The 23,401-nt window shown below is 59.6% G+C and carries 22 protein-coding genes; 16 read left to right on the forward strand and 6 right to left on the reverse strand.

Annotation, left to right across the window (positions count from 1 at the left end):
• Window positions 1-288: 288 nt before the first annotated feature.
• A complete protein-coding gene (locus IB277_RS22030; protein ID WP_060581513.1) occupies window positions 289-489 on the reverse strand; it encodes a hypothetical protein in 201 nt (66 codons plus the stop codon).
• Between the two features lie 316 nt (window positions 490-805).
• Between IB277_RS22030 and IB277_RS22035 the strand changes: the two genes are divergently transcribed.
• The 3 genes from IB277_RS22035 to IB277_RS22045 are packed head-to-tail and all read left to right on the forward strand — an operon-like array spanning window position 806 to window position 4,076.
• Window positions 806-1,264: a (2Fe-2S)-binding protein gene (locus IB277_RS22035; protein WP_060581511.1), complete on the forward strand. Its 459-nt coding sequence runs from the start codon at window positions 806-808 to the stop codon at window positions 1,262-1,264.
• Window positions 1,265-1,267: 3 nt separating this feature from the next.
• Window positions 1,268-3,421 carry a xanthine dehydrogenase family protein molybdopterin-binding subunit gene (locus IB277_RS22040; RefSeq protein ID WP_192371732.1) on the forward strand — a complete coding sequence of 718 codons (2,154 nt, stop codon included), beginning with the start codon at window positions 1,268-1,270 and terminating at the stop codon, window positions 3,419-3,421.
• Between the two features lie 13 nt (window positions 3,422-3,434).
• Entirely contained in the window at window positions 3,435-4,076 is a 642-nt protein-coding gene (locus IB277_RS22045) for an Isoquinoline 1-oxidoreductase subunit (RefSeq protein ID WP_192371733.1), read from the forward strand.
• Between the two features lie 346 nt (window positions 4,077-4,422).
• Here the strand turns inward: IB277_RS22045 and IB277_RS22050 are convergent, their stop codons facing one another.
• Window positions 4,423-5,451, reverse strand: a complete 1,029-nt coding sequence (locus IB277_RS22050) for a LacI family DNA-binding transcriptional regulator (protein WP_192371734.1) — start codon at window positions 5,449-5,451, stop codon at window positions 4,423-4,425.
• 286 nt (window positions 5,452-5,737) lie between these two features.
• Here IB277_RS22050 and IB277_RS22055 point away from each other — a divergent pair, with 286 nt between their 5' ends.
• The 12 genes from IB277_RS22055 (at window position 5,738) to IB277_RS22115 (ending at window position 17,719) form a co-directional block, all read left to right on the forward strand.
• Entirely contained in the window at window positions 5,738-6,760 is a 1,023-nt protein-coding gene (locus tag IB277_RS22055) for a sterol desaturase family protein (RefSeq protein WP_192371735.1), read from the forward strand.
• A 119-nt stretch (window positions 6,761-6,879) separates the two neighbouring features.
• Window positions 6,880-7,854, forward strand: a complete 975-nt coding sequence (locus IB277_RS22060; protein WP_371813650.1) for a substrate-binding domain-containing protein — start codon at window positions 6,880-6,882, stop codon at window positions 7,852-7,854.
• Window positions 7,855-7,971: 117 nt separating this feature from the next.
• The gene (locus IB277_RS22065) at window positions 7,972-8,994 is read left to right on the forward strand and encodes an ABC transporter permease (RefSeq protein WP_192371846.1); all 1,023 of its coding nucleotides are present in this window, start codon (window positions 7,972-7,974) and stop codon (window positions 8,992-8,994) included.
• Window positions 8,995-9,002: 8 nt separating this feature from the next.
• Window positions 9,003-9,830 carry an ATP-binding cassette domain-containing protein gene (locus IB277_RS22070; RefSeq protein WP_192371736.1) on the forward strand — a complete coding sequence of 276 codons (828 nt, stop codon included), beginning with the start codon at window positions 9,003-9,005 and terminating at the stop codon, window positions 9,828-9,830.
• A 54-nt stretch (window positions 9,831-9,884) separates the two neighbouring features.
• The gene (locus IB277_RS22075; RefSeq protein WP_246812787.1) at window positions 9,885-10,196 is read left to right on the forward strand and encodes a MocE family 2Fe-2S type ferredoxin; all 312 of its coding nucleotides are present in this window, start codon (window positions 9,885-9,887) and stop codon (window positions 10,194-10,196) included.
• 4 nt (window positions 10,197-10,200) lie between these two features.
• On the forward strand, window positions 10,201-10,980 hold the full coding sequence (locus tag IB277_RS22080) for a TIM barrel protein (RefSeq protein ID WP_192371738.1): 780 nt from the start codon (window positions 10,201-10,203) through the stop codon (window positions 10,978-10,980).
• Window positions 10,981-10,984: 4 nt separating this feature from the next.
• Window positions 10,985-11,809, forward strand: a complete 825-nt coding sequence (locus IB277_RS22085) for a 3-methyl-2-oxobutanoate hydroxymethyltransferase (protein ID WP_192371739.1) — start codon at window positions 10,985-10,987, stop codon at window positions 11,807-11,809.
• Window positions 11,810-11,827: 18 nt separating this feature from the next.
• Entirely contained in the window at window positions 11,828-12,829 is a 1,002-nt protein-coding gene (gene iolG, locus IB277_RS22090; RefSeq protein ID WP_192371741.1) for an inositol 2-dehydrogenase, read from the forward strand.
• Between the two features lie 53 nt (window positions 12,830-12,882).
• Window positions 12,883-14,076 carry an NAD(P)/FAD-dependent oxidoreductase gene (locus tag IB277_RS22095; protein ID WP_192371743.1) on the forward strand — a complete coding sequence of 398 codons (1,194 nt, stop codon included), beginning with the start codon at window positions 12,883-12,885 and terminating at the stop codon, window positions 14,074-14,076.
• The gene (folD, locus tag IB277_RS22100; RefSeq protein WP_192371744.1) at window positions 14,076-14,957 is read left to right on the forward strand and encodes a bifunctional methylenetetrahydrofolate dehydrogenase/methenyltetrahydrofolate cyclohydrolase FolD; all 882 of its coding nucleotides are present in this window, start codon (window positions 14,076-14,078) and stop codon (window positions 14,955-14,957) included. The genes IB277_RS22095 and folD overlap by 1 nt, the downstream gene beginning before the upstream one ends.
• Window positions 14,958-14,976: 19 nt before the next feature.
• Window positions 14,977-15,861, forward strand: a complete 885-nt coding sequence (purU, locus tag IB277_RS22105) for a formyltetrahydrofolate deformylase (protein ID WP_192371746.1) — start codon at window positions 14,977-14,979, stop codon at window positions 15,859-15,861.
• A gap of 1,204 nt (window positions 15,862-17,065) precedes the next feature.
• Entirely contained in the window at window positions 17,066-17,719 is a 654-nt protein-coding gene (locus tag IB277_RS22115; RefSeq protein ID WP_192371748.1) for a hypothetical protein, read from the forward strand.
• Window positions 17,720-18,133: 414 nt separating this feature from the next.
• Here IB277_RS22115 and IB277_RS22120 read toward each other — a convergent pair whose 3' ends face one another.
• From IB277_RS22120 to IB277_RS22130, 3 genes are all read right to left on the reverse strand, one after another.
• On the reverse strand, window positions 18,134-20,074 hold the full coding sequence (locus tag IB277_RS22120) for a caspase family protein (protein ID WP_192371749.1): 1,941 nt from the start codon (window positions 20,072-20,074) through the stop codon (window positions 18,134-18,136).
• A 425-nt stretch (window positions 20,075-20,499) separates the two neighbouring features.
• On the reverse strand, window positions 20,500-21,468 hold the full coding sequence (locus tag IB277_RS22125) for a quinone oxidoreductase (protein ID WP_192371750.1): 969 nt from the start codon (window positions 21,466-21,468) through the stop codon (window positions 20,500-20,502).
• A 54-nt stretch (window positions 21,469-21,522) separates the two neighbouring features.
• A complete protein-coding gene (locus IB277_RS22130) occupies window positions 21,523-22,089 on the reverse strand; it encodes a TetR/AcrR family transcriptional regulator (protein WP_192371751.1) in 567 nt (188 codons plus the stop codon).
• Window positions 22,090-22,423: 334 nt separating this feature from the next.
• Between IB277_RS22130 and IB277_RS22135 the strand changes: the two genes are divergently transcribed.
• On the forward strand, window positions 22,424-22,618 hold the full coding sequence (locus tag IB277_RS22135; protein WP_192371753.1) for a hypothetical protein: 195 nt from the start codon (window positions 22,424-22,426) through the stop codon (window positions 22,616-22,618).
• Between the two features lie 52 nt (window positions 22,619-22,670).
• Here the strand turns inward: IB277_RS22135 and IB277_RS22140 are convergent, their stop codons facing one another.
• The gene (locus IB277_RS22140) at window positions 22,671-23,372 is read right to left on the reverse strand and encodes a GntR family transcriptional regulator (RefSeq protein ID WP_192371755.1); all 702 of its coding nucleotides are present in this window, start codon (window positions 23,370-23,372) and stop codon (window positions 22,671-22,673) included.
• Window positions 23,373-23,401: the final 29 nt, after the last annotated feature.

The following is a 23,401-nucleotide window of genomic DNA, read 5'->3' on the forward strand; positions in this document are numbered from 1 at the left end:
ACGGCCTCAAAGTCGAGGCTCCTGATGCTAATGCCAGTCTTCAGTCGAAAAAGGGGAACGACAGCCTGAGCAAGGTGTTCTGATCTGGCCCTCCCGAGCCCAATCTGCTGCCCGCGCCAGTAGCTTAATCTCCAAACGAGAGAAAAGCCATGATTGAACGTCCAAATCAACCCCTGGAACGCTTGAGCGCAAGGTCGAGCTCGAGCAGACGGTGGACTATGCTATCCAGGTCCTGGTCGAGGAAGTGGCCTTAGACGCAGAACTTAAAGGCTAGCCAATTTTTGCAGATCAATCCGTCTTGCGCTCGACCTGCTTCTGGCCAGCGCTCTTCCCGTCGGAACTTTCCGAGCGCTCTTCGAAACGATCCGCACCCTTCTTCAACGGAGAACCCTTTGTTCTCTCGACCTTACGCTCCTCGGCAGCAGCATTCCTCTTCAGTGCTTCCGACGATTCCCGTCCCTTGGCAGTTTGCGAGGTTGGACGTCCCATTTGCTTCCTCCTTAAACACCGTCTGAATGGTTTAACGCTTCAGGCGTCGTTGGGTTTCCCGGCGAGGCATCTGATCTAGATGGGTCGGTCTGCGCCATCCGGTGCACCCACGTGGGATCGCCAGGAACAAACCCGGGAGGTGTGCGTTCAACCGAGGTTTAGGCGCGCTAGCTCCCAGTCGCGATCACGTACACTTGAATTGATCCGGAAAACGCATGGGGTTTGTCTAAGTTACCACATTCTGGCCGGGGGCTTTGGCCGGCATATTCTTTGAGCATGAGCCGGTCCTGCCGGCTCCGTTAGAGGACACTCAGCCATGGTGACGTTCACGCTCAACGGGGAACAACGCACGTTCGACGGCGATCCCGAGACGCCTCTGCTTTGGGTCATCCGGGACTTCGAAAAACTCACCGGCACCAAATACGGCTGCGGCGTGGCCCAATGCGGCGCCTGCACGGTGCATCTCGACGGTATGCCTCGACGCTCATGCATTACTCCGATTGCCATGATCGATGGATCGGATGTGGTTACGATCGAGGGCATTTCAGGCAAGGAGGCCGAAGCGGTGCAGGCAGCCTGGAAAGGGCTGGACGTTCCGCAATGCGGCTACTGTCAATCCGGGCAAATCATGTCGGCGGTGGCGCTCTTGCAGATCCTGCCCAAGCCCACGGACGACGAGATTGATGGCGCCATGGCCGGCAATCTCTGTCGATGCGCCACCTACCATCGCATTCGAGCAGCGATCCATAATGCCGCCAAGTCGATGGAGGGCTGAGCGATGACCATTCACGACATAACACCCACCCGCCGTGCCTTTCTCGCCGGTGCTGGGCTCGTCATCGGTGTGGCAATCGCGCCAAGGTTTCTTTCGGCTGCGTCAACAGGTATTCCGGCCGGCGGTTCGGGCGAACTCAAGGCGATGAACGCTTTCGTCAAGATTGGACCCGACGACACCGTCACCGTGCTGTCAAAACATATTGAATTTGGCCAAGGGCCCTTCACGGGCCTTGCAACGCTGGTCGCCGAAGAGCTCGACGCCGACTGGAGCCAGATGCGGGCGGTCCACTCTCCGACCGACAACAAGGTTTACGCCAATCTCTCCTTCGGCTTGCAGGGCACCGGCGGATCGAGCTCGATTGCCAATGCCTATGAGCAGATGCGCAAGGCCGGCGCCACGGCGCGTGCCATGCTGGTCGCCGCGGCCGCTGAAGAATGGAATGTTCCGGCAGCGGAAATTACCGTCGAGAAGGGGCGGATAAAACATGCAGGCTCGGGAAAGGAAAGTGGCTTCGGTGCGTTCGCCGACAAGGCAGCGCGACAGGTCGCGCCTGCGGACCCGAAGCTGAAAGATCCCAAGGATTTCGTGCTTATCGGCACGGAGCTGCCAAAACTTGATACCCAGGGCAAGACCGATGGCACCGCGGTCTTTACGCTCGACATCATGCCCGAGGGCCTCTTAACCGCCGTGGTTGCCCATCCCAAGCATTTCGGCGCTATCGTGAAGTCTTTCGACGACGGCAATGCCCGCAAGGTTCGGGGCGTGGTCGATATCAAGCTGGTGCCGCAGGGCGTCGCGGTTTACGCGGACAATACCTTTTCCGCGTTGAAGGGCCGTGATGCCCTGACGATCGAATGGGATCTCTCGAAAGCGGAAACCCGTTCGTCGGAGGAACTGACTGTCGAATACGTTCGGCACTTCGATGAGCCCGGTCTTGAGGCGACGAACACCGGCAATGTCGATGAGGCCTTGCGGCAGCAGGGGCTGCAAACCGTTGAAGCCCAGATCGTTTTCCCCTTCCTGGCGCATGCGCCGATGGAGCCGCTCGACGCGGTGTTCATCAAGGCCGCCGACGGGTCGGTCGACATTTACAATGGCGCGCAGTTTCCGGGCTTTGATCAGCAGGTGGCGGCAAAGATCCTGGCGCTCGACGAAGAGAAAGTTCGCGTCAACACGCAGTTGGCAGGGGGCAGCTTCGGGCGCAAGGCACAGTTCGGTTCGCCCTACATGCAGGAGGCAGCGTCCGTCTATGCAGCAATCGGCGGCGACCGCCCGCTCAAGCACATGTGGACGCGCGAGGACGACATTCAGGGCGGTTTCTACCGCCCCATGTACGCCCATAAGATGCGTGGCGCGATAGATGCCACGGGCCAGATTGTGGCATGGGAGCAGATCATCGTCGGCCAGTCGATCATGGCCAAGGCGGATCTGGATTCGACCTCGGTCGAAGGTGCATCGAACCTGCCTTATAAAATCCCCAACCTCAAGGTGACCTCCCACAACATTACGCTGCCGATCCCGCCGCTCTGGTGGCGGTCGGTTGGCCATACCCACACGGGCTTTGCAGTCGAGACCTTCGTCGATGAACTCTTGAGCCGCGTCGGTCGTGATCCCGTGGAAGGGCGGCTTGCACTCATTGACGCGTCCTCGCGTCATGCCGGCGTCCTGCGCAAAGCCGCCGATATGGCGGACTGGGGTGCAGCGCCACCCGCAGGGCGCGCGCGAGGTGTTGCGGTTGTCGAAAGCTTCGGCTCTTTCGTTGCGCAGGTCGCGGAGATTTCCGTTGGCTCCGATGGTGCGCCGCGAGTGCACAAGGTCTGGTGCGCGGTTGATTGCGGCGTTGCCGTCAATCCCAACATCATCAAGGCGCAGATGGAGGGCGGTATCGGTTACGGGTTGGGTGCCGTGCTTTTCGACGCGATCACTCTGGGAAAGGGCGGCAAGATCACGCAGTCAAACTTTCATGACTACCGTTCGATCCGGATAAACGAAATGCCAGACGTCGCGGTGGAAATCATCAAGTCTGCGGAAAAGCCGACCGGTGTCGGCGAGCCCGGCGTACCGCCCATCGGTCCGGCGGTAGCCAACGCATGGAGAAAACTGACCGGTGCGCCGGTGCGCCAACTCCCTATCGTCAGCGTCATTTCCTCGTGAGGACACCGTCAAGATGAAGATCAAGCTCCTGTTCTCAGGAATTGCCGCGAACTGTCTTGTCGTCGCAGCGGGCGCCATGCTGACGCCGGCTTCCATAGCGCAGACCAGCAACTCGCTCCGTTCAGTGGAGTCGTTTCAGTCAATTTCCGACGAGCGGGCGCGGTCCGTTGCGCTCTTCGAGGAGGCCGGGAAAGTGATCCAGCATCCCCGATGCGTGAATTGTCATCCGGCGACAGAACGACCCTTGCAGGGCATGACCATGCATCCGCATCAGCCGCCCGTTTTCCGCGGCGAGGGCGGTATGGGTTTGGTGGGCATGCAGTGCAACACCTGCCACAGTGAACAGAACACGCCGGTGATTGGCCAGGCCGATACGCTGAAAAGCATCCCGGGTAATCCCGCCTGGCATCTCGCGCCGATCGAGATGGCCTGGGAGGGTAAGACACTTGGGCAGATCTGCGTGCAATTGAAAGATCCAAAACGCAACGGCGACAAAACCATGGAAGAGATAGTCGAGCACATGGCGCACGACGATCTGGTTGGATGGGGATGGCAGCCCGGAGATGGACGTGAGCCGGTTCCAGGCACTCAGGAAGAGTTTGGCAAGCTCATCCAGGCGTGGGTGAACACGGGCGCTGCCTGTCCATCGTCATAAGGCGTGCGCGCACCGCAATTTCGCGCGAGGGTCGTACTCGTTCTGAAACCGGAGGGAGACCACCCGCGTGGCCGGTGATTTGCCTCCCTGATTATCGACAACGAGAGGGGAAAGTCGGAGTTCGCATCGGCCTGTCATCGCCTTCCCGAACGTCTCGATCAGTTCTTGGAGACAGTCGCTCACCAATGGCGCGGTGCGCCAGGATCCCAGCGTGGTTGGCTTCCGAGGCTCTCGGTCGCTTTGTCCGCGTCGAAATATGGGCAGCATCCTCAAATGAACACTCTAATCTAAGTACGGCAGTTACTGCGTCGTGAGGAACCGCGGCAATTGCTTGCATGATGCGTTGTCAGAGGTTCTCGCGCGTGTACATCTCGAAAGGGACAATTTTCGTGTAGCTCGCCTGCGCGCCCTTCGATGCCACGGCCGCGATCATGCCTTTGACCGCCTCGTCCGCGAGACGTTCCAGGGGATGGGCAATCGACAGGGTCAGAGCGCCGTCGAGTAGGGCGCTCTTGACGTTGTCCATGAGTTCGTAGCCGACGACGACCAGCGTGCCGGCCCGTTCGGTGGTGCGTAGGGCTGCAAGCACTCCGCTGATGCCACCGCCCGCCACGTAGAGGCCGGCAAGATCGTTGTGTTGGTCAAGCAGTCGTTCAGTCATTTCCTGCGCGACTGCCGAGGATTCGAAGGTCGACAACGGCTCAAGCAACAGGAACTCGGGAGCGTGTTCCCTAAAATACGAGCGGAAGCCGGTTTCGTTCATTTCCTGATTTCGATAACGCGGGTTGCCCATCAGCAGGCCTATTTTTCCCGGCTTCTTGCAGATGTGGTCGAAGGCCCAGGCTGCCGTTCGCCCGACTTTCCAGTTGTCGAGCCCGATGTAATGGATCTGACCGGTCGCCGCGAGCTGCGAGATCAATGCAAAAACCGGTATCCCCCGGCTCTGGATTTCTTCAAGCGCTTGAGTGACGACAGGATGCACCGCGGTGGTGATGCAGAGCGCGTCGCATTCGCTAGCGAGTGCCAAGGCACGCGCCGCGGTGTTCTGCGGCGCCAAGTCTTCGAGGTACTCGATCTTCAGCTCGACATCTACCGCCTCGATCGCGGCCGCCTCTTGTAACAAGGCGCGCGCAACGAGTTGATAGAAGGGTCGGTGAGGCTGGAGGAGGATTACACCAAAACGGTACTTCGGGCGCGCGGCTGCATTCCGTGCCTGGATTGCACCCAATCCGTAAAACCCGATGCTCTCGGCGGCCGCCTGAACCTTTTCCCTCGTAGGTGTCCGGACATTTTCCGCGCCTGACAGGACCCGGTTTGCTGTCGCGATCGATACGCCCGCGGTGTCCGCGAGATCACGGATCGTCGGTCTCTTCATTGGTCCCTCATGATATAAATCGTGTCATCTGGCCGACCAGATGAGACGAATGATACGATCATCTAACGCAGGAGATTTGCGCCTTGATTTAACACCCGTCAAGTCGCCATTGTTGGTTCAAAGATTGGCGGGTGAGCGAGCAAGAAGCCCACCAGCCTGGGAGAGAAACGCAATCGACATCGCGGGTTTTTACGCTTCGGGCCTTTGCCCGAAGGGAGCAGTTCTGCGCCCTGCAAACGTTGACGCCTTTTTTCCTTGCGAGCGGCGAGATCCGGGAGGCATGACCATGGATGATCTAAACTACGGAACCCGAAACAAGCGCGGCGACTGGGCGCCCAACGGGCGGATTGAGGTCGCGCCTTTCTGGGCCTGGCCCCCGAAGATTCCGTCCGTTCTCAAATGGTTGCCCGAATACATCTGGCCGTGGAACGCTTTCCACATGGCAACGGCGCTCCTCTATTGGTTCTATGTCGTTCCGGACGTCGAGGCGATGAAGTCGCTGGACTGGCGGTGGGCGCTCTGGCTCTACGCGGTGAACGCCTCTGCGATCTTCGTCTTCTACGGTTCGATCGAGCTCTTTTTCTACGTGAAACGGAAACAGGGCAACCGCTTCAAATACAATGTGAAATTTCCAAGCGAGCAGCCTTCGGACGTCTTCTGGTTCAAGAGCCAGAACATCGACAACTTCCTGCGGTCATTCTTTCTGTCGATCCCGCTGTGGACGCTGGTTGAGGTGTTGTTCCTGTGGGTCTTCGCCAACGGCTGGGTGCCGTGGCTGAGCTGGTCCGAGAACCCATACTACCTCGCGTTTCTCGTCGCGGCCGCCCCCATGATCCACGAGGTGCATTTCTTCGTCATCCACCGACTGATCCATTGGGGGCCGCTCTATCGCTGGATCCACTCGGTCCACCACAATTCGGTGAACCCTTCGCCATGGTCCTCGCTCTCCATGCATCCAGTCGAGGGTTTTTTATACCACGCCGTCGCTTTCTGGCACCTGGTGATCCCCTCGAACCCGATCGTGGCGATGTTCCAGCTTCATATCGCCGGCTTCGGAGCGGTCAACGGACACATCGGTTTCGACAAGCTCGAGGTTACGGAAGAGACCCCGCTCGATACCCATGCCTATGCCCATTACCTGCACCACAAGTACTTCGAGGTGAACTATGGCGGGGACGGTCTCATCCCGCTCGATAAGTGGTTCGGCACCTGGCACGACGGCACCAAGGATGGCGACGTCCAGATGCAGGCGCGTTTCGCCAAGAAGAAGGAGCGCATGAACGCCAAGACGGCGCGCGCGAATTCATGAATTCACATGAGTGCCGGGGATCCGCGAGGAGACGGCTCCCTGGGACGTGAAGGGTCACAGCGACCCAGGCCTTCAAGCTTTCTAACCGCCATCCGGCGCAAACGGGGGAGGAAAACCCGATGACAATGCTGATCACCATGACCAAGGCTCTGGCAGCCTCAGTTGCTATCTGTCTCACCGCAAGCGTCGCGCTCGCCGCCGACATCGCCGTCGTCGGCGGAAAGACCGACGACGCCTTCTGGAGCAAGATCAAGAAGGGGGTCGACGACAGCCGCTTCGTGGTCGAGGCGAATGGCGGCAAGGTCACCTACCTGCAGCTCCAGACGTACGACAACCTCGGACCCGATGCGGCAGGCCTGGTGCGCACCGCCATCAGCCAGGGCGTCACGGGTCTTGTGGTTCCCAATTGGGTTCCGGAAGCCGAGGACGAGGCGATCAAGGCCGCTGCCGACAGCGGCATCAAGATCATCCTCATGAATGCCGGTTCGCTCGACAAGGCGAAGGAGCTCGGCGCGATCAACTACGTTGGTTCGGACGAATATCTCGCCGGTATCGCCGGCGGCGAATACTTCGGCAAGAGCGGCCAGAAGAATGTGCTCTGCGTCAATACGCTTCCGGGCAGCGCCAATCAGGAAGCCCGTTGCAAGGGCGTGATCGACGGGATCACCAAGGCAGGCGGGACCGGCAAGCAGCTGCCGCTGCCGGCGACGAGCTTCGGCGATCCCACCGCCATCGCCGAAGCGATCAAGGCGACGCTGACACAGGACGGCACGATCGACGGCGTCATCACCATTGGTGCCGGCGACGCAGACGCGGCGGCGAGCGGCATCCAGCAGGCTGGCAAGGTCGAAAGCGTCAAGCTTGGCTCGTTCGACTTCAACGAAGCCGGTTTGGACCGCATCAAGAACAGCGCGCAGCTCTTCGCAGTCGACCAGCAGCCATATCTTCAGTCGCTGCTTTCAGTCTCGTTGCTCGCCTCCCACATCGACTTCGGCACGGACCTGCCGGTCAAGCCGGTGCTGACCGGTCCGGGCATCGTCGATGCATCGAACATCGAGTCGACGCTCTCCGGCGTCTCCAAGGGCGCACGCTAATCCGAGCGCTCGCCGGCCGCTCCCTGCACCTCCTCCAGGGAGCGGCCCCGTTTCAACACGGCAAAGCCGCGAAGGGGAACCATCATGAACTCGAAAACCGCAAGCCAACCGCTCGCCATGACCAAGACACCGACATCAACAAACGCTGCAGGCTTTTCCGTCGGCGGACTTTTCCGCAGGCCGGAAGCCGGCGCCTTTCTCGGCCTTTTCGGCGTCTTCGCCTTTTTCCTCGTCTTCGGAAGCATCGATTTCCTGAGGCCGGCGGGTGCCGCAAGCTGGCTGAACGTCGCGGCCAATCTTGGCATCGTCGCCTTCCCGATCGGTCTACTGATGATCGCCGGTGAACTGGACATCTCCATCGGCTCGATGATCCCGGCTGGCTCCATGACGGTCGCGATCATCTCAGGCTACTACGGCTTGCCGATCTGGATCGGTATCGCTGCCTCGCTCGCCCTCGGCACGTTTGTCGGCCTAGTGAACGGGATCCTCGTGGTCCGCACCAACGTGCCGTCGCTGATTGTCACGCTCGGCACCCTGTTTGCGGTCGCAGGCCTCGTTCTTGGCCTGTCCGTGCTCCTGACCGGTACGACCAGCGTCGCCCTCAAGGCGCCCGAGCTCGCGAAATTCTTCTTCGGCCAGTTCGTCGCCAACACCTTCCAGGTGATCATCTTCTGGTGGCTGGCACTGACCGCACTCTATGTCTACGTGGTTCACTACTCCCCTTGGGGCAACTGGATCTTCGCCATGGGCGGCGACAAGATCAGCGCACGCAATGCCGGCATCCCGACGGCTCGCCTGACGATCGCACTCTTCGTGCTGTCGTCTACCAGCGCCGCCTTTGTCGGCATGTGCCAGGCGATCCTCTTCAATTCCGCTCAGGTCTCGGCCGGCATGTCCTTCATCTTCAACTCGATAATTTCGGTGGTCGTCGGCGGTGTGCTGCTCACAGGTGGCTTCGGCTCCATCATCGGCATCTTCTTCGGCACCATCACCTTCGCCGTCGTCAACCAGGGCATCTATTTCACGTCCTTCGACCGCAACTGGTCGAGCCTCATCATCGGCGTGATGCTGCTTCTGGCCGTGCTGATGAACAACACCTTCCGCAGCATGGCGCTCTCCTACTCGCCGAAGAAGAAGTGAGGTCCGACATGTCCACGACCATCCTCAAGCTCAGAAATATCTGCAAGTCCTTCGGTCCGATCGATGTCCTCAACGACATCTCGCTCGACATCTGTCCTGGCGAAGTGTTGTGCCTGCTCGGCGATAATGGCGCCGGCAAGTCCACGCTGATCAAGACACTTTCAGGTGTTTATCGTCCGACATCGGGCACGATGGAGATGGACGGCCAGCCCGTCGAGTTCAACGGTCCGCGCGATGCCAGCAGCCGCGGCATTGCGACGGTCCACCAGTTCGGCGGCACGTTCCCGCTGATGAGCATCGGTCGCAGCTTCTTCGTCGGCGTCGAGCCGACCAAGGGCTGGGGGCCATTCAAGGTATTCGACCGGAAGAAAGCAAACGAGATAGCCGTCCATGCCATCCAGGACTTCGGAATCACCCGGATCGATGATGGCGACCGATTGGTCGGTGGCCTGTCGGGTGGTGAGCGACAATCGCTCGCAATTGCCCGGGCCGTGCATTTCGGCGCGAAGGTCCTGATCCTCGACGAGCCGACCGCCGCCCTCGGTGTGAAGCAGGCAACGCATGTGCTCAGGATCGTCAACGAGGCGAAACGCCGGGGCCTCGCCGTCGTCTTCATCACCCACCAAGTCATGCATGCGATGGCCGTGGGTGACCACTTCGCGGTGCTGATCCGCGGCGCGATCGCCGCCGATTTCCGCAAGGGCGAGAAGACACGCGAGGAGATCACCGACCTGATGGCGGGAGGCGAGACCATGGCGGAGCTCGAAGCCCAGATCGACGGTTACATGACCGCCCATGGCGGGCACGCGCCCCAGATCGCCGGTGCGGCGGTCTAGCCGCGCACTCCGAAGAACCGAAACGCACTGAATGAAATGCCAAAGGATGAAGACATGGGGACTTGGACCCGCGCCTGCGCAACCGACGATGTCGAGCTTGAGGATCTACTCCGTTTCGATCATGGCGGACGCTCATTTCTGGTGATCCGCAGCCCGGAAGACGAGTTCTTCTGCATTGACGGGATCTGCACGCATGAACGTGTGCATCTGGCCGATGGCCTCGTCATGGACGGCATCATCGAGTGTCCGAAGCATAACGCACATTTTGACTACAAGACCGGCGAGGCGACGCGTGCGCCTGCCTGCATCAACCTGAAGTCCTGGCCAGTGAAGGTCGAGAACGGCGACGTATTCATAGAGATCTGACGATATGACACAATTTGCATTGGCCGCTTGCGCGGAAATGATCTGGCGGGATCGCTCCATCGAATGGAGGGCCTCGCGTCTCAAGGAAATGGGTTTTGGCGTCGGCCTGTGGAACTGGCCCGACCATGATCTGGAGAAACTGGAGGCCACCGGCGCGGCGTTCACCATCATGAACGGCTACCTCCGCGGCAGGCTCACGGATGACGACGGAGCGGCCGAGCTCCTTAAAACCGCACGGCAGACGGCCCGGATCGGCAAGAGGCTCGGTGTGCAGCGCCTCAATCTGCACGGGACCGGTCTTGGCGCAGGCGGACTTCCCGTCCAGCCGATCGAGGTCGTAACGGGAGCGATGTGGCTGAAGGCACGCGACACGCTTTGCCGTGTCGCGGAGATGGCAGAGGAAGAGGGCGTCACCTTCACGCTCGAAAACCTCAACCTTCCGGTCGATCACCCGGGCGTACCCTTCGGTCGGGCCGAGGACACATTGGCTCTGGTCGCGAGCGTCAACCACCCGCGTCTGCGTCTCAATCTCGACCTCTATCACGCCCAGATCGGCGAGGGGAACCTGATCGAGCTCTGCCGCAAATGCCTGCCCTTTATCGGCGAGATCCAGGTCGCCGACGTGCCTGGCCGCTTTGAGCCCGGAACAGGGGAGGTCAATTGGAAGGGCATCGCTAGTGCTCTTAAAGCGATGGGTTATGCCGGAGCGATCGGTATGGAGGCCTTCGCCTCCGGTGATCCGGAATTCGCGCTCGAATCCTTCCGCAACGCGTTCACGGTATAGCTCCATGGTTCACAAGAACACTCGACCGACCGTCGCCGACATCCGCACCATGAAAGCGCGTGGCGAAAAGATCTCCATGCTCTACGTCACCACGCTCGAGGAAGCGGCAGCGGCCGATGCTGCCGGCATCCATATGCTCTCGATCGAAGGGCGCTTCTTCTCGCCTGAAATGCGCGAGGCGGCGGGCCGCTGCTTTGTGCAGGTTGGTTTGCCCTATGGCGGTTGGGGCAAGTTCGAGGGCCGCCCGCTTGCAACGGCCGAAGACTACCTGCGCGCCGCCTTTCACTTTTCTGCCATGGGCGGCGACTGCTTCTATTGCGCAGCTTCGCTGGATATCCAGAAGGTGCTCTGCGACAACCATGTGCCGATCGTCGCCCATGTCGGGCTCATCCCCTCCTACATCACCTGGACCGGCTTTCGTGCGGTCGGCAAGACGGCGGCGGAGGCGGTCAAGGTCTTCCGCCATGTCAAGCAACTCGAAGCCATCGGTTGCTTCGGCGCTGAGCTGGAGGTTGTGCCGGACCGGATCGGCGAACTGATCTCGAAAAACACCTCCATGATCATGCTCGGCATGGGCGCTGGTCCGGGCGCCGACGCTCAATATCTCTTCGCAGAAGACGTGCTTGGCAACACCGACGGCCACAGGCCGCGGCACGCCAAGACCTACCGCAATTTCGCAGCCGAATTCGAGCGGTTGCAGAAGGAGCGCGTCTCAGCGTTCCGCGAGTTCATCGATGACGTCAACACGGGCGCCTATCCGCAGCCGCAGCACAACGTCGCAATCACCGACACCGAATTGACAGCATTCAAGACCGAACTCGGTCTTTGATCAGTAAAGGAAAATCAGATGCTTAAAGTTGGCCTTCTCGGCGCGGGTCGCATCGCCGGCGTCCACGCAACGGCGATCTCCAGCCATCCCGGCAGCAGACTTGTTGCCGTATCCGACATCAACATGGCCGCGGCCGAAAAGATCGCTGCGCAGTACGGCGCTGAAGCGCGCGACACGACGGCTATTCTGGGTGACCCGTCGATCGATGCCGTGCTGATCGCCACGTCGACCGATACCCATTCCGACCTGATCGAACGGGCGACGGCCGCCGGCAAGGCGGTCCTTTGCGAAAAGCCGGTTGATCTCAGCCTGGCGCGGGCGCAGGCCTGCCAGAGGACAGTCTCGTCGAGCGGGCGACCAGTCATGATCGGCTTCAATCGCCGGTTCGATCCCAATTTTTCGGCGCTCAAAAAGGCGGCAGACGCGGGCGAAATCGGCAAGGCGGAACTTCTCTCGATCACCTCCTTCGACCCCGCGCCGCCGCCCGTCGCCTATATCAAGGTCTCGGGCGGTCTCTTCCGGGACATGATGATCCACGATTTCGACATGGCGAACTTTATCATGGGAACGCCACCAATTACGGTGACTGCGGTCGGTTCGTCCATCGTCGACCCGGAGATTGGTTCGGCAGGCGATGTCGACACGGCCGTCGTAACGCTCGCCTACGCCGATGGCCGCATTGCCGTCATCAAGAACAGTCGCCGCGCCGTTTACGGTTACGACCAGCGCGTTGAGTTGCTTGGCTCGAAGGGGTTGCTGCAGGCCCAGAACATGCTGGAAAACACCGTGGTGAAGTCGACAACCGAGGGCGTGATCGGCGCAAAGCCGACCTATTTCTTCCTCGAGCGCTACATGCCGGCCTATGCGGCGGAGTGGGCTGCTTTCGTCGAAGCGGTTGCAGGCACAAAACCTCTGCCGGTGACGTTGGACGATGGCGTTGCCGCCCTGGCAATGGCGGAGGCCGCCACGCTATCCGTGAAAACGGGCGCCCCCGTCTCACTTCGATCCGTTCTCGGCTGAAGCGATGACCCCGAGCGGTCTTCGGACCGCTCCTTTCACAATCGGAAACGACAATGACGAACCATGTCATCATCGGCGCGGGCGAAGCCGGCTTGCGCGCTGCTGCAACATTGCGCGACGCGGGCGAGAGCCACGTCACCCTTGTCGGTGGCGAGCAGATGCCGTCCTACGACCGACCCGCCCTCTCCAAGCCCGACGGCGAAACGGGCCTTTTCCACCGCCCAATCGCGGTGGACCTTGCCGGGGTGGAGGTCATGCTCGGACGTACCGCGGACCGGATCGACCGGGTGGCGAAAGAGGTCATCCTGACGACGGGAGAACGGCTGACCTATGACCGTCTTCTGCTTGCGACGGGGGCGAGGCCGCGGCGCTTGCCTTGTGATCCCGCAGGTCATGCCTTGATGCTGCGCACTCTTGCGGACGCCGAGGCGATCTACGGCAAGGCGGTCGCTGGGGCCCGCGCCGTGATGATTGGCGCTGGCCTTATTGGTCTCGAACTGGCGGCGGAGTTGACCCGTCGCGGCATGGCTGTTCATGTTCTGGAGGCGGGTCCGCGGGCGCTCGGTCGCGGTGTACCAGCCGAAATCGCCGACGTGATCGTGGGTCGTCATCGCTACGCTGGATCGACGTTTGATTTCGACGTTCGCATCGATCGCTTCGAGCAAGGGTCCGTCGTGCTCGCTGACGGTAATCGGATTGAAGCGGATCTCTTGATTGCTGCAGTCGGCGTCGAGCCGGAGGTTGGCCTTGCTCTATCGGCCGGGCTTACCTGCCCCAACGGGATCGAGGTCGATCGCCGGCTCGTGACGTCGGATCCATCGATCCTCGCTGCTGGAGACTGTGCGGTCGTTGACCATCCACGCTACGGCCGCACACGGTTCGAAACCTGGCGAAATGCGTGCGACCAAGGCGCCCACGCGGCGAAAGTGATGCTCGGCGGGCACGAAAGCTTCGACGCTCTACCCTGGTTCTGGTCGGATCATTTCGATCTCGGTCTGCAGGCTGTTGGCTTGCATGATCCGTCGCGCCGCGCTGTGCGCCGCGACTTGACCGAGGGCGGTTGGCTGCGTTTCGAACTGGACGAGAATGATGTGCTTCAGGCAGCGTCAGGCATCGGACCTGGAAACTCAGTCGCCCGTGACATCCGTCTCGCCGAGAAGCTGATCGAGAGGGGTGCTTCCTGTTCTCCTGAGGCGCTCGCCGATCCCGGCTCAGGACTGAAATCGCTTTTGAAGGTTGCGGCGTAATGGACGCGGTTTCGGACCACCATATCGACGGCAAACAAATCGCCGCGCAGCTCAGGGCCAACATCGCATCAGAGGTATCCGAGCTCAAAGACGTGACCGGAGAGGTTCCGGGGCTCGCGATCATCCTCGTCGGCGACGATCCGGCAAGCCGCGTCTACGTCGCCAACAAGCATCGCCAGACCGTTGAAACCGGGATGAAGTCGCTGGAGTTCCGACTTTCGGAGCAGACGACGCAAGCCGAACTCGTCGCACTCATCGAGCGCTTGAACGAGGACCATTCGGTTCATGGAATTCTCGTCCAGCTGCCGCTACCCGCGCAAACCGAAGCGGAGGCGGTCATCAACGCCATTGCCGTCGAAAAGGACGTGGACGGGTTTCATGTTCTCAATGCCGGGCGTCTTGCGACCGGGCTGGCATCGCTAGTGCCCTGCACGCCGCTTGGGACGGTTATGCTTCTCAAAGACCGTCTTGGCGATTTGTCGGGTCTCCATGCTGTGGTCGTCGGTCGAAGCAACATCGTCGGTAAGCCGCTTTCGCAGCTGTTGCTTGCGGAAAATTGCACCGTGACCGTCGCCCATTCCCACAGCCGCAATTTGCCAGATATCTGTCGGAGCGCGGACATCCTTGTCGCCGCCGTCGGCAGGCCGGAATTGATCAGGGGCGACTGGATCAAGCCAGGTGCTGTCGTCATCGATGTCGGCATCAACCGGCTGAGCGACAGGGATGGCGTGCGGCTCGTCGGCGACGTCGCGACGTCCGAGGCTGGACACGCTGCCGCCATCACGCCCGTTCCCGGCGGGGTCGGGCCCATGACTATAGCCTGCCTTCTGTCCAATACGCTTCAGGCGTTCAGGCGCAGCCTGGCACCAGCCGCGTCCTGATCCATAAAGAGGAACACCAATGTCGAGTTTTGCCCTGCGCGTGCGCTGCGCTTCCACCCGCGGCATCGTTGCCGCTATCTCCTCCTTCCTGGCGGAAGAGGAATGCAACATCACCGACAGCGCACAGTTCGACGACGCTGATACCGGCCAGTTTTTCATGCGTGTCAGTTTCCGCTCCGAAGGGGGGCGGGCGCTAGAAATGCTGAAGGATGGGTTTAAGCCGATTGCGGACCGTTTTGGCATGGAATTCGAGTTCTTCGACGAGAAGGTCAAGCGCAAGGTGATCATCATGGTCTCGCGCTTCGGCCACTGCCTGAACGACCTACTCTACAGGTGGAAAATCGGGGCACTTCCGATCGACATCGTCGCGGTCATCTCCAATCACCTGGACTACCAGAAGGTCGTTGTGAACCACGACATTCCGTTCCACCACATCAAGGTGACGAAGGAGAACAAGGCTCAGGCCGAGGCCGAACAGATGCGAATTGTCGAAGAGACCGGGGCGGAGTTGGTCGTGCTCGCACGCTATATGCAAGTGCTCTCAGATCGCCTTTGCCGGGAGATGTCCGGCCGTGTGATCAACATCCATCATTCGTTCCTGCCCTCGTTCAAAGGGGCCAATCCCTACAAGCAGGCCCTCGAACGCGGCGTGAAACTCGTCGGCGCCACGTCCCATTACGTGACCGCCGATCTCGACGAAGGCCCGATCATCGAACAGGACATCGTCCGCGTCACCCATGGTCAATCGAACGACGACTACGTGAGCCTTGGGCGCGACGTTGAAGCTCAGGTCTTGGCTCGGGCAATCCACGCTCACATTCACGGTCGTGTTTTCCTCAACGGCAACAAAACCGTGGTGTTTCCGGCTTCGCCTGGGAGCTACGCATCAGAGCGCATGGGGTGAGGGCCTGCGCGGGCCGAATTGATCAGGTGCCAATCACGTCGGAGGGCGATGCAATGGATAGTATCCAAACCGGTGAAAAATTGTCAGCAACTCAACGCGGGATGCTAACGCCGACCCTCAGTGTCGAGGAGATCAAGGTGAGAATTATCAGGCGCGAGATCGTACTACCGGCCGGCTTGAAGCAGACCATGCGGGCCTTGCTCCAGCATCCCGACCTCATCGCGTTCGGCACGGCGAAGTCTGTCGCAGCGTCGTGCTCCGTGTCGACGTCGTCTGTGCATCGCTTGGCACGGCAGTGCGGATACGAAGACTTTGCGAGGATGCGCTCCGCATTTAGAAACCACCTCGTTCAACGGAGTCAGGGCTCTAAGAAGTTCAGAGAATTTTGCTCGGCGACGTGACCCCGAGTCGAATTCCATCCACCCCGAACCACAGCTCGTTGGGGGGCAGCGCCATTCCCGACTGACTGGTGCGTCGGGAAGCGGCAGCGCTCGGTGTCCGTCCCGTTCGCATCGGTCAACGCGGGATCCAGAAAAGCATCCATCTCGGCTTGAGATCAGGCGACGAAACTGTCGATTTCATCGCCGGGTTTCTCGCGAGGTCGCGCCAGCCATCAGCCTGATGCGGTTGGCAGATTGTTTTGCGCAGGCGAACACGACCAGCTCGTGGTGATGATGTCGCCATCGCCAAAATCGGCACAGATGGCTTTTGACGGAGCGAGAATGAACAGAGGTTTCGTGGCGAAAACCCCGTCATTTCAGGGAAATCGCGCCGAAGGTCCGCAGCGAGCCGATCGATGACGCGGCTGACCGCCGCCGCTTTGGGGCGCGTGCGGCTCATCTCGCCTGAAGCGGTGCGCACGATCTGGTCTAAGGCAGCCTACGAGGCTCGGTAGGAGATCCAACCTCTCAGGCGATGGTCGCCGATCGAGCCGACCCGTGCGGACAAGAACAAGCAGCTCCACGCTGAGCGGAGAGAGTTCATGATTTTTGCGTTTGTCGTCGCCTAATGTTCCGTTGGGAACTGACCGCCATGGCGATTTGTGTCCTTGTTACCTTCGAGCGATCGCCTGTTCGGTTGTTCTTTACTGCCAAGCCGAATGTCCACGATGCGCGCATCGCTTTAAGAACCAGAGTGAGAGTTGTGTGGCGGGTTTGGTTCGCAAATGGCGAGCATTGAATGACTAGAGCAACATGGTGAAGTGATGCGGAGTTTTACGCTCGAAAACAACTGTCTCATCAACATCGATGAGAAGAGGTCGGCCCACGGCGACATTCGCACGTTGATTGAAGCCGCAAGGCGTGGAGAGGCGGATGTCGCCATTTTGGCTTCGAGCGCATATGAACGTCAGCCCGGTGGCGCACATCTAAAACGATTTGCAGACTTTGAAAGCCGAATGAGCGCGCTTGGACTTGGTCACATCAGCCTCTTGCGGCCGATCGGGCGACACGGTCTTTCATTCCATGGTTTCTCTATTATGAGTGATGAAGCGGCGATTGAGCGCGAGCGACTTATCTTCAGAACCCTTTTTCCGACGACGCCAGCACGATGGTCGGACTACGCGGTGAGCTACGGCTTGGACAAAAAGGATCTGTCCAGCGCCGCTGCTTGGCATTGGCGCAATTGCCTGGGCGCTACTCAGGCATTCTGGGCACATGAAAATGGCGGGCGCCACGTGTTCGTGACCACCAACGAAGGTTTTGCGCGCCTTCCGAAGAAACTTGAATTTGCCAACGCCGTAATCATGACCCCGACGGAGGCGGTTCAGGTTTTAGCTGGCGACAATCGCCGCATCCCGGTAGCCGGCTTGCGCAGACAGAGTCGGCCCGTTGCGAACATGGATTTTCTACTGAGGTAGCAACAACTGCTATGGGCCTGCTTGGACAGGCTTTCTCCGCGAGCGATCTTGTAAAGGCTAACGACTGGACCGCACCTTCGGATCATCGCCCCGTCGCGAGTTTCGTCCGACGGATGAATTGAGGGTTGCTTACGCCCAAGTTCATCTAGTGTTGGTGACGACCGTTGACCTCGACCCGACGAGAGCCCTGCCGGCCGACCGCTTATAAGACACATCCAATGAACCATACGAGCGATAGTGGCAGATCTCCGTTTTGTTCTTGGTCTATGCCGAATTGATCGCATAATGTATCGACTGGAAGGTCGCCCGGCATATCGTGGGGCTTGAAACCCACCATACGCCGCGCGTCCTCAGTTGGTCCTTCGCCGAGAAGGCTGGTCGAAGCGAAACTGGTCGCAGCCCGGCCGATTCTACTTAACCGCCGAAAGCCGCAATGCACCTTTGCAGCTCTGATAGCATTGCCCTTGATCCGGTCAGGCTGAGCATGCCGTCGTGCAGATTGATTTCGGCGCCGGCCTTGAGAGCTTCAATGACTTTCGTCGTTGGTTCGATCTGGTAGGCGATTTCGTCACCAGACTGGGTGCGGGTAATAAAGGGCATTTCGCTTTGATCAACGCGGTACGTGAATGGCCGCCCGCTTATTTCCTCGAAGTTCCGTTTCGGGTCGGTAAAGCCGATTGTGAGCAGATCGTAGGGATAGAGACGGAACACGCTGCGCCTCCCTCCGTTTTGGATGCGGCTCGCCTCGCAGCTTTCGAGATTGCGATTGGGATCAACGGCTGCCACGACTTGCCAGCCTGCGATTGTTCTTGTTTCGAGAAAGGCGAGGGACGCGGGCTGCGCAGAAGCCCCGTCAGAGACGGTGGCCGCGGTTTCATGAAGTTTGCTAACGGTGTTTTGGTACTTCCAGGTCAAGCCGAGCTCTGCCGCACTTACCACCTCGAAAGAATAGGTGCGGGTCTCTTCCGCAGCGGAGATGCGCGCCTTTACGAGCGCCTGGAGACCAAAGCAGGTTCCTTCGCAAGAATCGATTGTGATGTACTCCGTGGCCAGCTTCCCCGGTTCAAGCAGCTCGAGCAAAATCTCGCCATCCTTGTGCATGTTGCGATAAGTGAAAATGAGTTGGTCAAACCGTTCCATGAAATGAACGTACGGCGCCGGGTCGAAGGGTACGTTTGCAGCGGTCCGGTAAAACTTGCTGCCAAAATAATCGAAATGGATCCTGTTTTTGCTGAATCCGCTTCCGTCTACATTGACCAAAGAATCAAAGAATACCGTGTTCTTGCACGGCGCATCTGGATAGAGAAAGAACAGGTCGAGCAGTATGATCTCTCCATCTGCGATGTCGTCTCCTGTCTGTTGCTCGGCTTTGAAGCTTCCCGTGCTGCAGGCATCGTCCCCGTCAGTGCTGAACGTGAAATGGCGGAATGTCTCGTTTTGGCGACGGAAGCTGAAATCCTTGTCCATGAAGGTGATCTTCTGCTGCGCGAGGCTGGCGAACATGCCTTCCGGATAGCGAGACAGGTATTTCTGGTAGGCCTCCTGGCTGTCGGCAAGGGCTGCGAACTCGAAGAAGGCGACCTCGTCGCCGCCGGCCTCAGCTGATTTTCCCTCGACGAACTGGAAGTCTCCATAGACCGCGCTGTTTTCCCAAGGCTCCTGCTTGCCGCCGGTGCGCTCCTGCACCGTTGCGCGCACGCGCTTGAACACCCCCTCTATCGAAAGGCCCGGGATCGTCACCGATTCGGCGAGCGCCGTCGCATAGGGGCTGGCGCCGGTGTCGCCGTCCGTCGCGACATTGCCCGGCGACGTCGAATAGGCAACGATCCGGCCGAGCCGCTCCGGCGCCGTGGCAAGGCCGCGCCGCAGACCGCGTGTCTGCTCGAACGGGTTGTTGCGGCAGGAATCGAGCACGACGATCTGCAGGCTGCTCTTGACCGCATCAAGACGGCGGGTGAGGTCCCCGAGCGACAGCGCAACGCTTCGCAGCTCCTCTTCTGATCCGAGTTTGGCGTCCACGGGAAGCAGGTAGTTCTCACCAGCGAGCTGGACGCCGTGGCCGGCGAAATAGACCATGACTACCGGGTTCTCCGCAACTACAAGCCGCTTAACGAATGCCTCGATTGCAGCCAGCGTATCGGAGGCCTTGGCGTTGGCGACCTTGGTGATGGCAAAACCGCTTTTCTCGAGCGCTGCGCCGACGATCTCGATATCGTTCTCGGGATTGCGTAGCGGCGTCGCTACCTCGTAGCGGCTATTGCCGATCAAGAGTGCATGACGGACGGATGCTGCAGCTTCCAAGGGCAGCAAAAAAAGCGCAAAGCAAACAATACGGTGCATCCAGTTCACGCCCATGTGTCCCTCCCGGCCAGCGTAGCGTGTTTGCTTTCCATGCGCGGAGCGGGCGCGGGAAAGAATATATTAATCATAGCTAATTCTCGGTGGGGCGCCTAGTATCGCGCCGCAGCCAGATTGGACAGCAGGGCGGAATGCGCTGGGGATGTTCCTATCGGGGCAAACACAAACAAGCCCAGGGAGTTCGCCATGGTCGCGTTCAATGTAGGAAGTGTGCATCATTGGCGAGCGTAACAAGCGCATGTGTCATTCGAAAAGAAATGGCCCCGTCGAGGGTGACGAGGCCATAGGCTACTTCGGACTTCACTCCAGGGATTTGGTGAAGCCGGCCATGTGATCCCAAGGGGACATTGGGATCAGGACAAGCGAGCAAACGCACCTGAGCTAAAATGGTTTCTGTCGGTAAACAAAGACGCAAATTGCCATCAAGGAACCAGCAGCAGCTTGCCAATTGTCTTGCGGCTGGCCATGTCGTCGTGTGCCTTAGCAGCATCCTTAAGAGGGTAGCTTCCCCCCGTCGTGACTTTTAACGACCCGTCCGCGATCCAGCCGAAGAGCCGGCCGGCGCGCTCGCGAAGCAGTTCGGGCGAGTGGATATGGTCGGAAAACACGGCATAGCCGATCTTGATGCTCTTCGGCAGGCTCATGATGTCGAGGGGGCCCGGCCCACCCAGCACGGGTCCGTACCAGCAGAAGGTTCCTGAGCGGCGCAGCGCTTTAATCGATGCCATGAAGGTCTTGGGACCGGAGCCATCATAGACCACGTCGACACCGCGACCATCGGTCAAGCGAATTACCTCGTCGGCAAATTCTCCCTCTGTATCAACGATCACATGCTCGGCGCCGGCGTCTTTCGCGACAGAGACCTTGTCTTTCGATGAGACGCGCCCGATGACGCGGCCGCCCCTAAGCTTGATGATCTGAGTGAGGAGCAACCCGACGCCGCCGGAGGCCGCATGGACCAGGGCGATGTCTCCAGGCTGGGTGGGATAGAAATCGGTGGCGAAGTGACTGGCGGTCAGGCCCTGCATCATGACGGACGCGGCTGTTCGGTCATTGATGAAGTCGGGGATCTTGACGAGTGACGTTGCCGGGATCGGCAGCCGCTCGGCATAGCTTCCGGGCGCGTAGACCCAGGCGACGCGATCGCCGACCGCAAAATCAGTGACGCCGTCGCCGAGGCTGAGCACACGGCCTGCGCCCTCGACGCCAAGCACTTTCGGGTTTGGACTTTCCGTCCAGGCCATCCCTTGCCGAACGCCGATATCCATGAAGTTTACGCCCGCCACGCTGACTTCGACAAGAGCGTGTCCGGGCATTGCCACAGGCTCCGGGCGCTCGACGAATTCCATGACATCGCTATCGCCGATGCCGTTCATGACCACTGCTTTCATCGCTAATTCCTTTATTGACTGATCGTTCCAAAATTATGAAAAATTTTTTGGATGCTAACGGATCGCGCGGATCGCCAGTCGCCCGAGAGTTTCCAAGTCCTCGTGAGTGGCACCCCCTCGGGCGGCAATACGGATGCCAGCAATGCTGGCAATGAGGAAACCGGCAAGGGCCTCCGCCGGCAGTGATTTTTCAACATCGCTTTCGACCTGGGCCTGCTTGATGCATTCCACTGTCGCTCTCCTCAAGCGATTGTCGGCAGCGCGATGAAGCGCGTTAAGCTCTGGCCGGCTCTGGCCGAACTCACAGATCGAGTTGACGCCGAGGCAGGCAATCTGGGCGCGCGCCACCACGCGTTCGATCATTGCGGTGATGCCGTCTACCGCCCGCTGTTTGCTGCGCAACATCGCGACGTGGGCTTCAGTTTCTTCGGACGAATAACGTTCCACCGTCGATTGGTAGAGTGCCCATTTGTCTCCGAAGGTGTCGTAGAGGCTTTGTCGTCCGATCTTCATCGCGCGCACCAGCATCTCGGTCGATGTGCCTTCGAAGCCGTGTTCGCGAAACACGTCGATTGCGGCACTCACCGCCTTGTCTTTGTCGAATTCCTTGTTCCGAGCCATCAGTCTTACATAGTTATTCTGGAACGATCAGTCAAGAAAGAAATTTAGCGCATCTGCTAGCTGAGATTATCCAGTCGAATGTAACTGCAAAGACCTCTGCGACCATCGTGCGCAGTCCACCAAAACGCCTGTTATGATAATAGCGCAGCGACTCGATGACATAGCACCTGAAACTCCGCTCGGTGGCGGGCGTTCTGCCGCGCGTTTTCAAGGCCTGGTGTAAAGTTCGCCGCCCACCATCTCTGGGACCCGGCCATGGTCCGGAAGAAAGCAACGGATGTCGTCCTGAAACGCGATGACTTGGCGACACTGAAACACCTCGCCAGAGGCTCCCATGCGTGGTGCAGTTCGCTTCGAGATAGCCATGATCGTCGGGATAATCCTTGGCGGCAACGCGAATGCGTCCGTGCTCGTCGACTTTGTGCGTTCTGAGACGTTCCACGATCCCGACTTTCGTCGTCTTGGAGCGCGAAACCGCCTCATGAGCGAATTCCGAACCTATTTCGAGAAGCTGGAAGACGTTACTTGAAACAGGGGCAGGCGCTCGAGATCGATGTTCTGGACGTGCACTCGAACGACGGTCATTCAAAAAGCTCAGGATTTTGAGCTTCGATCTGCGGCAAGTCAGCTAGGATGCCATTCAGATGGACACGCATCGCACTCGCCGCCGCATCGGCATCCTTCGCGTCGATGGCGTGGATAATCGCCTCGTGTTCTGCGATCAACCGTGTCATGGAATCTGGATGGCGAAGTTGCAGGTTACAGACCCGATCCATATGGGCTTTGATGTCTGAAATGGCGTTCCAGGCAAGCCCGCAACCAGCACCCTCGGCGATCGCAATATGGAACTGCTCGTCTTCCCGACGGAATGCGTTGTGGTCTCCCGCTTCATTCGCGGCTTTCTGGCGATCGAGGATCGTTTCAATTTTGCGCCGCGTCCAACTGTCAAAGCTCTCACTGGCTCGCCTCGCCACAGCAGTCTCGATCGCTTCACGCACGAAGCGCGCTTCCATCATCTGGCGGGCGGAGATCCGGACGACGACGGTGCCTCTGTTCGGGCGAATATCGACCAGCTTAGACTTGCCGAGGGCGATAAGTGCCTCGCGCACCGGCTGCCTCGACACACCCATGCGGGTGGCTATCTCCTGCTCGGAAAGCCGCGCACCGGGTGCGAGTTCAAGGCGAATAATCAATTCCCGCAGGTCTCGTTCAACCTGCGCTGCCGCGGTTTCGCCCGTGTCGATCTTCAGGGATTCAAGGTTCATTTCTTTCGCTACCGTCATGCGTTGACTTCCATTTTTAACCACCATAC

Origin of the sequence: Ensifer sp. ENS07 (genome assembly GCF_014852185.1) — a bacterium.
Lineage (GTDB): Bacteria > Pseudomonadota > Alphaproteobacteria > Rhizobiales > Rhizobiaceae > Ensifer > Ensifer adhaerens.

Bases quoted from the DNA above. Each gene is read 5' to 3' on its own strand.
- IB277_RS22030 (WP_060581513.1), bottom strand. From the start codon at position 489: ATGGGACGTCCAACCTCGCAAACTGCCAAGGGACGGGAATCGTCGGAA.
- IB277_RS22035 (WP_060581511.1), top strand. From the start codon at position 806: ATGGTGACGTTCACGCTCAACGGGGAACAACGCACGTTCGACGGCGAT.
- IB277_RS22040 (WP_192371732.1), top strand. From the start codon at position 1,268: ATGACCATTCACGACATAACACCCACCCGCCGTGCCTTTCTCGCCGGT.
- IB277_RS22045 (WP_192371733.1), top strand. From the start codon at position 3,435: ATGAAGATCAAGCTCCTGTTCTCAGGAATTGCCGCGAACTGTCTTGTC.
- IB277_RS22050 (WP_192371734.1), bottom strand. From the start codon at position 5,451: ATGAAGAGACCGACGATCCGTGATCTCGCGGACACCGCGGGCGTATCG.
- IB277_RS22055 (WP_192371735.1), top strand. From the start codon at position 5,738: ATGGATGATCTAAACTACGGAACCCGAAACAAGCGCGGCGACTGGGCG.
- IB277_RS22060 (WP_371813650.1), top strand. From the start codon at position 6,880: ATGACAATGCTGATCACCATGACCAAGGCTCTGGCAGCCTCAGTTGCT.
- IB277_RS22065 (WP_192371846.1), top strand. From the start codon at position 7,972: ATGACCAAGACACCGACATCAACAAACGCTGCAGGCTTTTCCGTCGGC.
- IB277_RS22070 (WP_192371736.1), top strand. From the start codon at position 9,003: ATGTCCACGACCATCCTCAAGCTCAGAAATATCTGCAAGTCCTTCGGT.
- IB277_RS22075 (WP_246812787.1), top strand. From the start codon at position 9,885: ATGGGGACTTGGACCCGCGCCTGCGCAACCGACGATGTCGAGCTTGAG.
- IB277_RS22080 (WP_192371738.1), top strand. From the start codon at position 10,201: ATGACACAATTTGCATTGGCCGCTTGCGCGGAAATGATCTGGCGGGAT.
- IB277_RS22085 (WP_192371739.1), top strand. From the start codon at position 10,985: ATGGTTCACAAGAACACTCGACCGACCGTCGCCGACATCCGCACCATG.
- iolG (WP_192371741.1), top strand. From the start codon at position 11,828: ATGCTTAAAGTTGGCCTTCTCGGCGCGGGTCGCATCGCCGGCGTCCAC.
- IB277_RS22095 (WP_192371743.1), top strand. From the start codon at position 12,883: ATGACGAACCATGTCATCATCGGCGCGGGCGAAGCCGGCTTGCGCGCT.
- folD (WP_192371744.1), top strand. From the start codon at position 14,076: ATGGACGCGGTTTCGGACCACCATATCGACGGCAAACAAATCGCCGCG.
- purU (WP_192371746.1), top strand. From the start codon at position 14,977: ATGTCGAGTTTTGCCCTGCGCGTGCGCTGCGCTTCCACCCGCGGCATC.
- IB277_RS22115 (WP_192371748.1), top strand. From the start codon at position 17,066: ATGCGGAGTTTTACGCTCGAAAACAACTGTCTCATCAACATCGATGAG.
- IB277_RS22120 (WP_192371749.1), bottom strand. From the start codon at position 20,074: ATGGGCGTGAACTGGATGCACCGTATTGTTTGCTTTGCGCTTTTTTTG.
- IB277_RS22125 (WP_192371750.1), bottom strand. From the start codon at position 21,468: ATGAAAGCAGTGGTCATGAACGGCATCGGCGATAGCGATGTCATGGAA.
- IB277_RS22130 (WP_192371751.1), bottom strand. From the start codon at position 22,089: ATGGCTCGGAACAAGGAATTCGACAAAGACAAGGCGGTGAGTGCCGCA.
- IB277_RS22135 (WP_192371753.1), top strand. From the start codon at position 22,424: ATGCGTGGTGCAGTTCGCTTCGAGATAGCCATGATCGTCGGGATAATC.
- IB277_RS22140 (WP_192371755.1), bottom strand. From the start codon at position 23,372: ATGACGGTAGCGAAAGAAATGAACCTTGAATCCCTGAAGATCGACACG.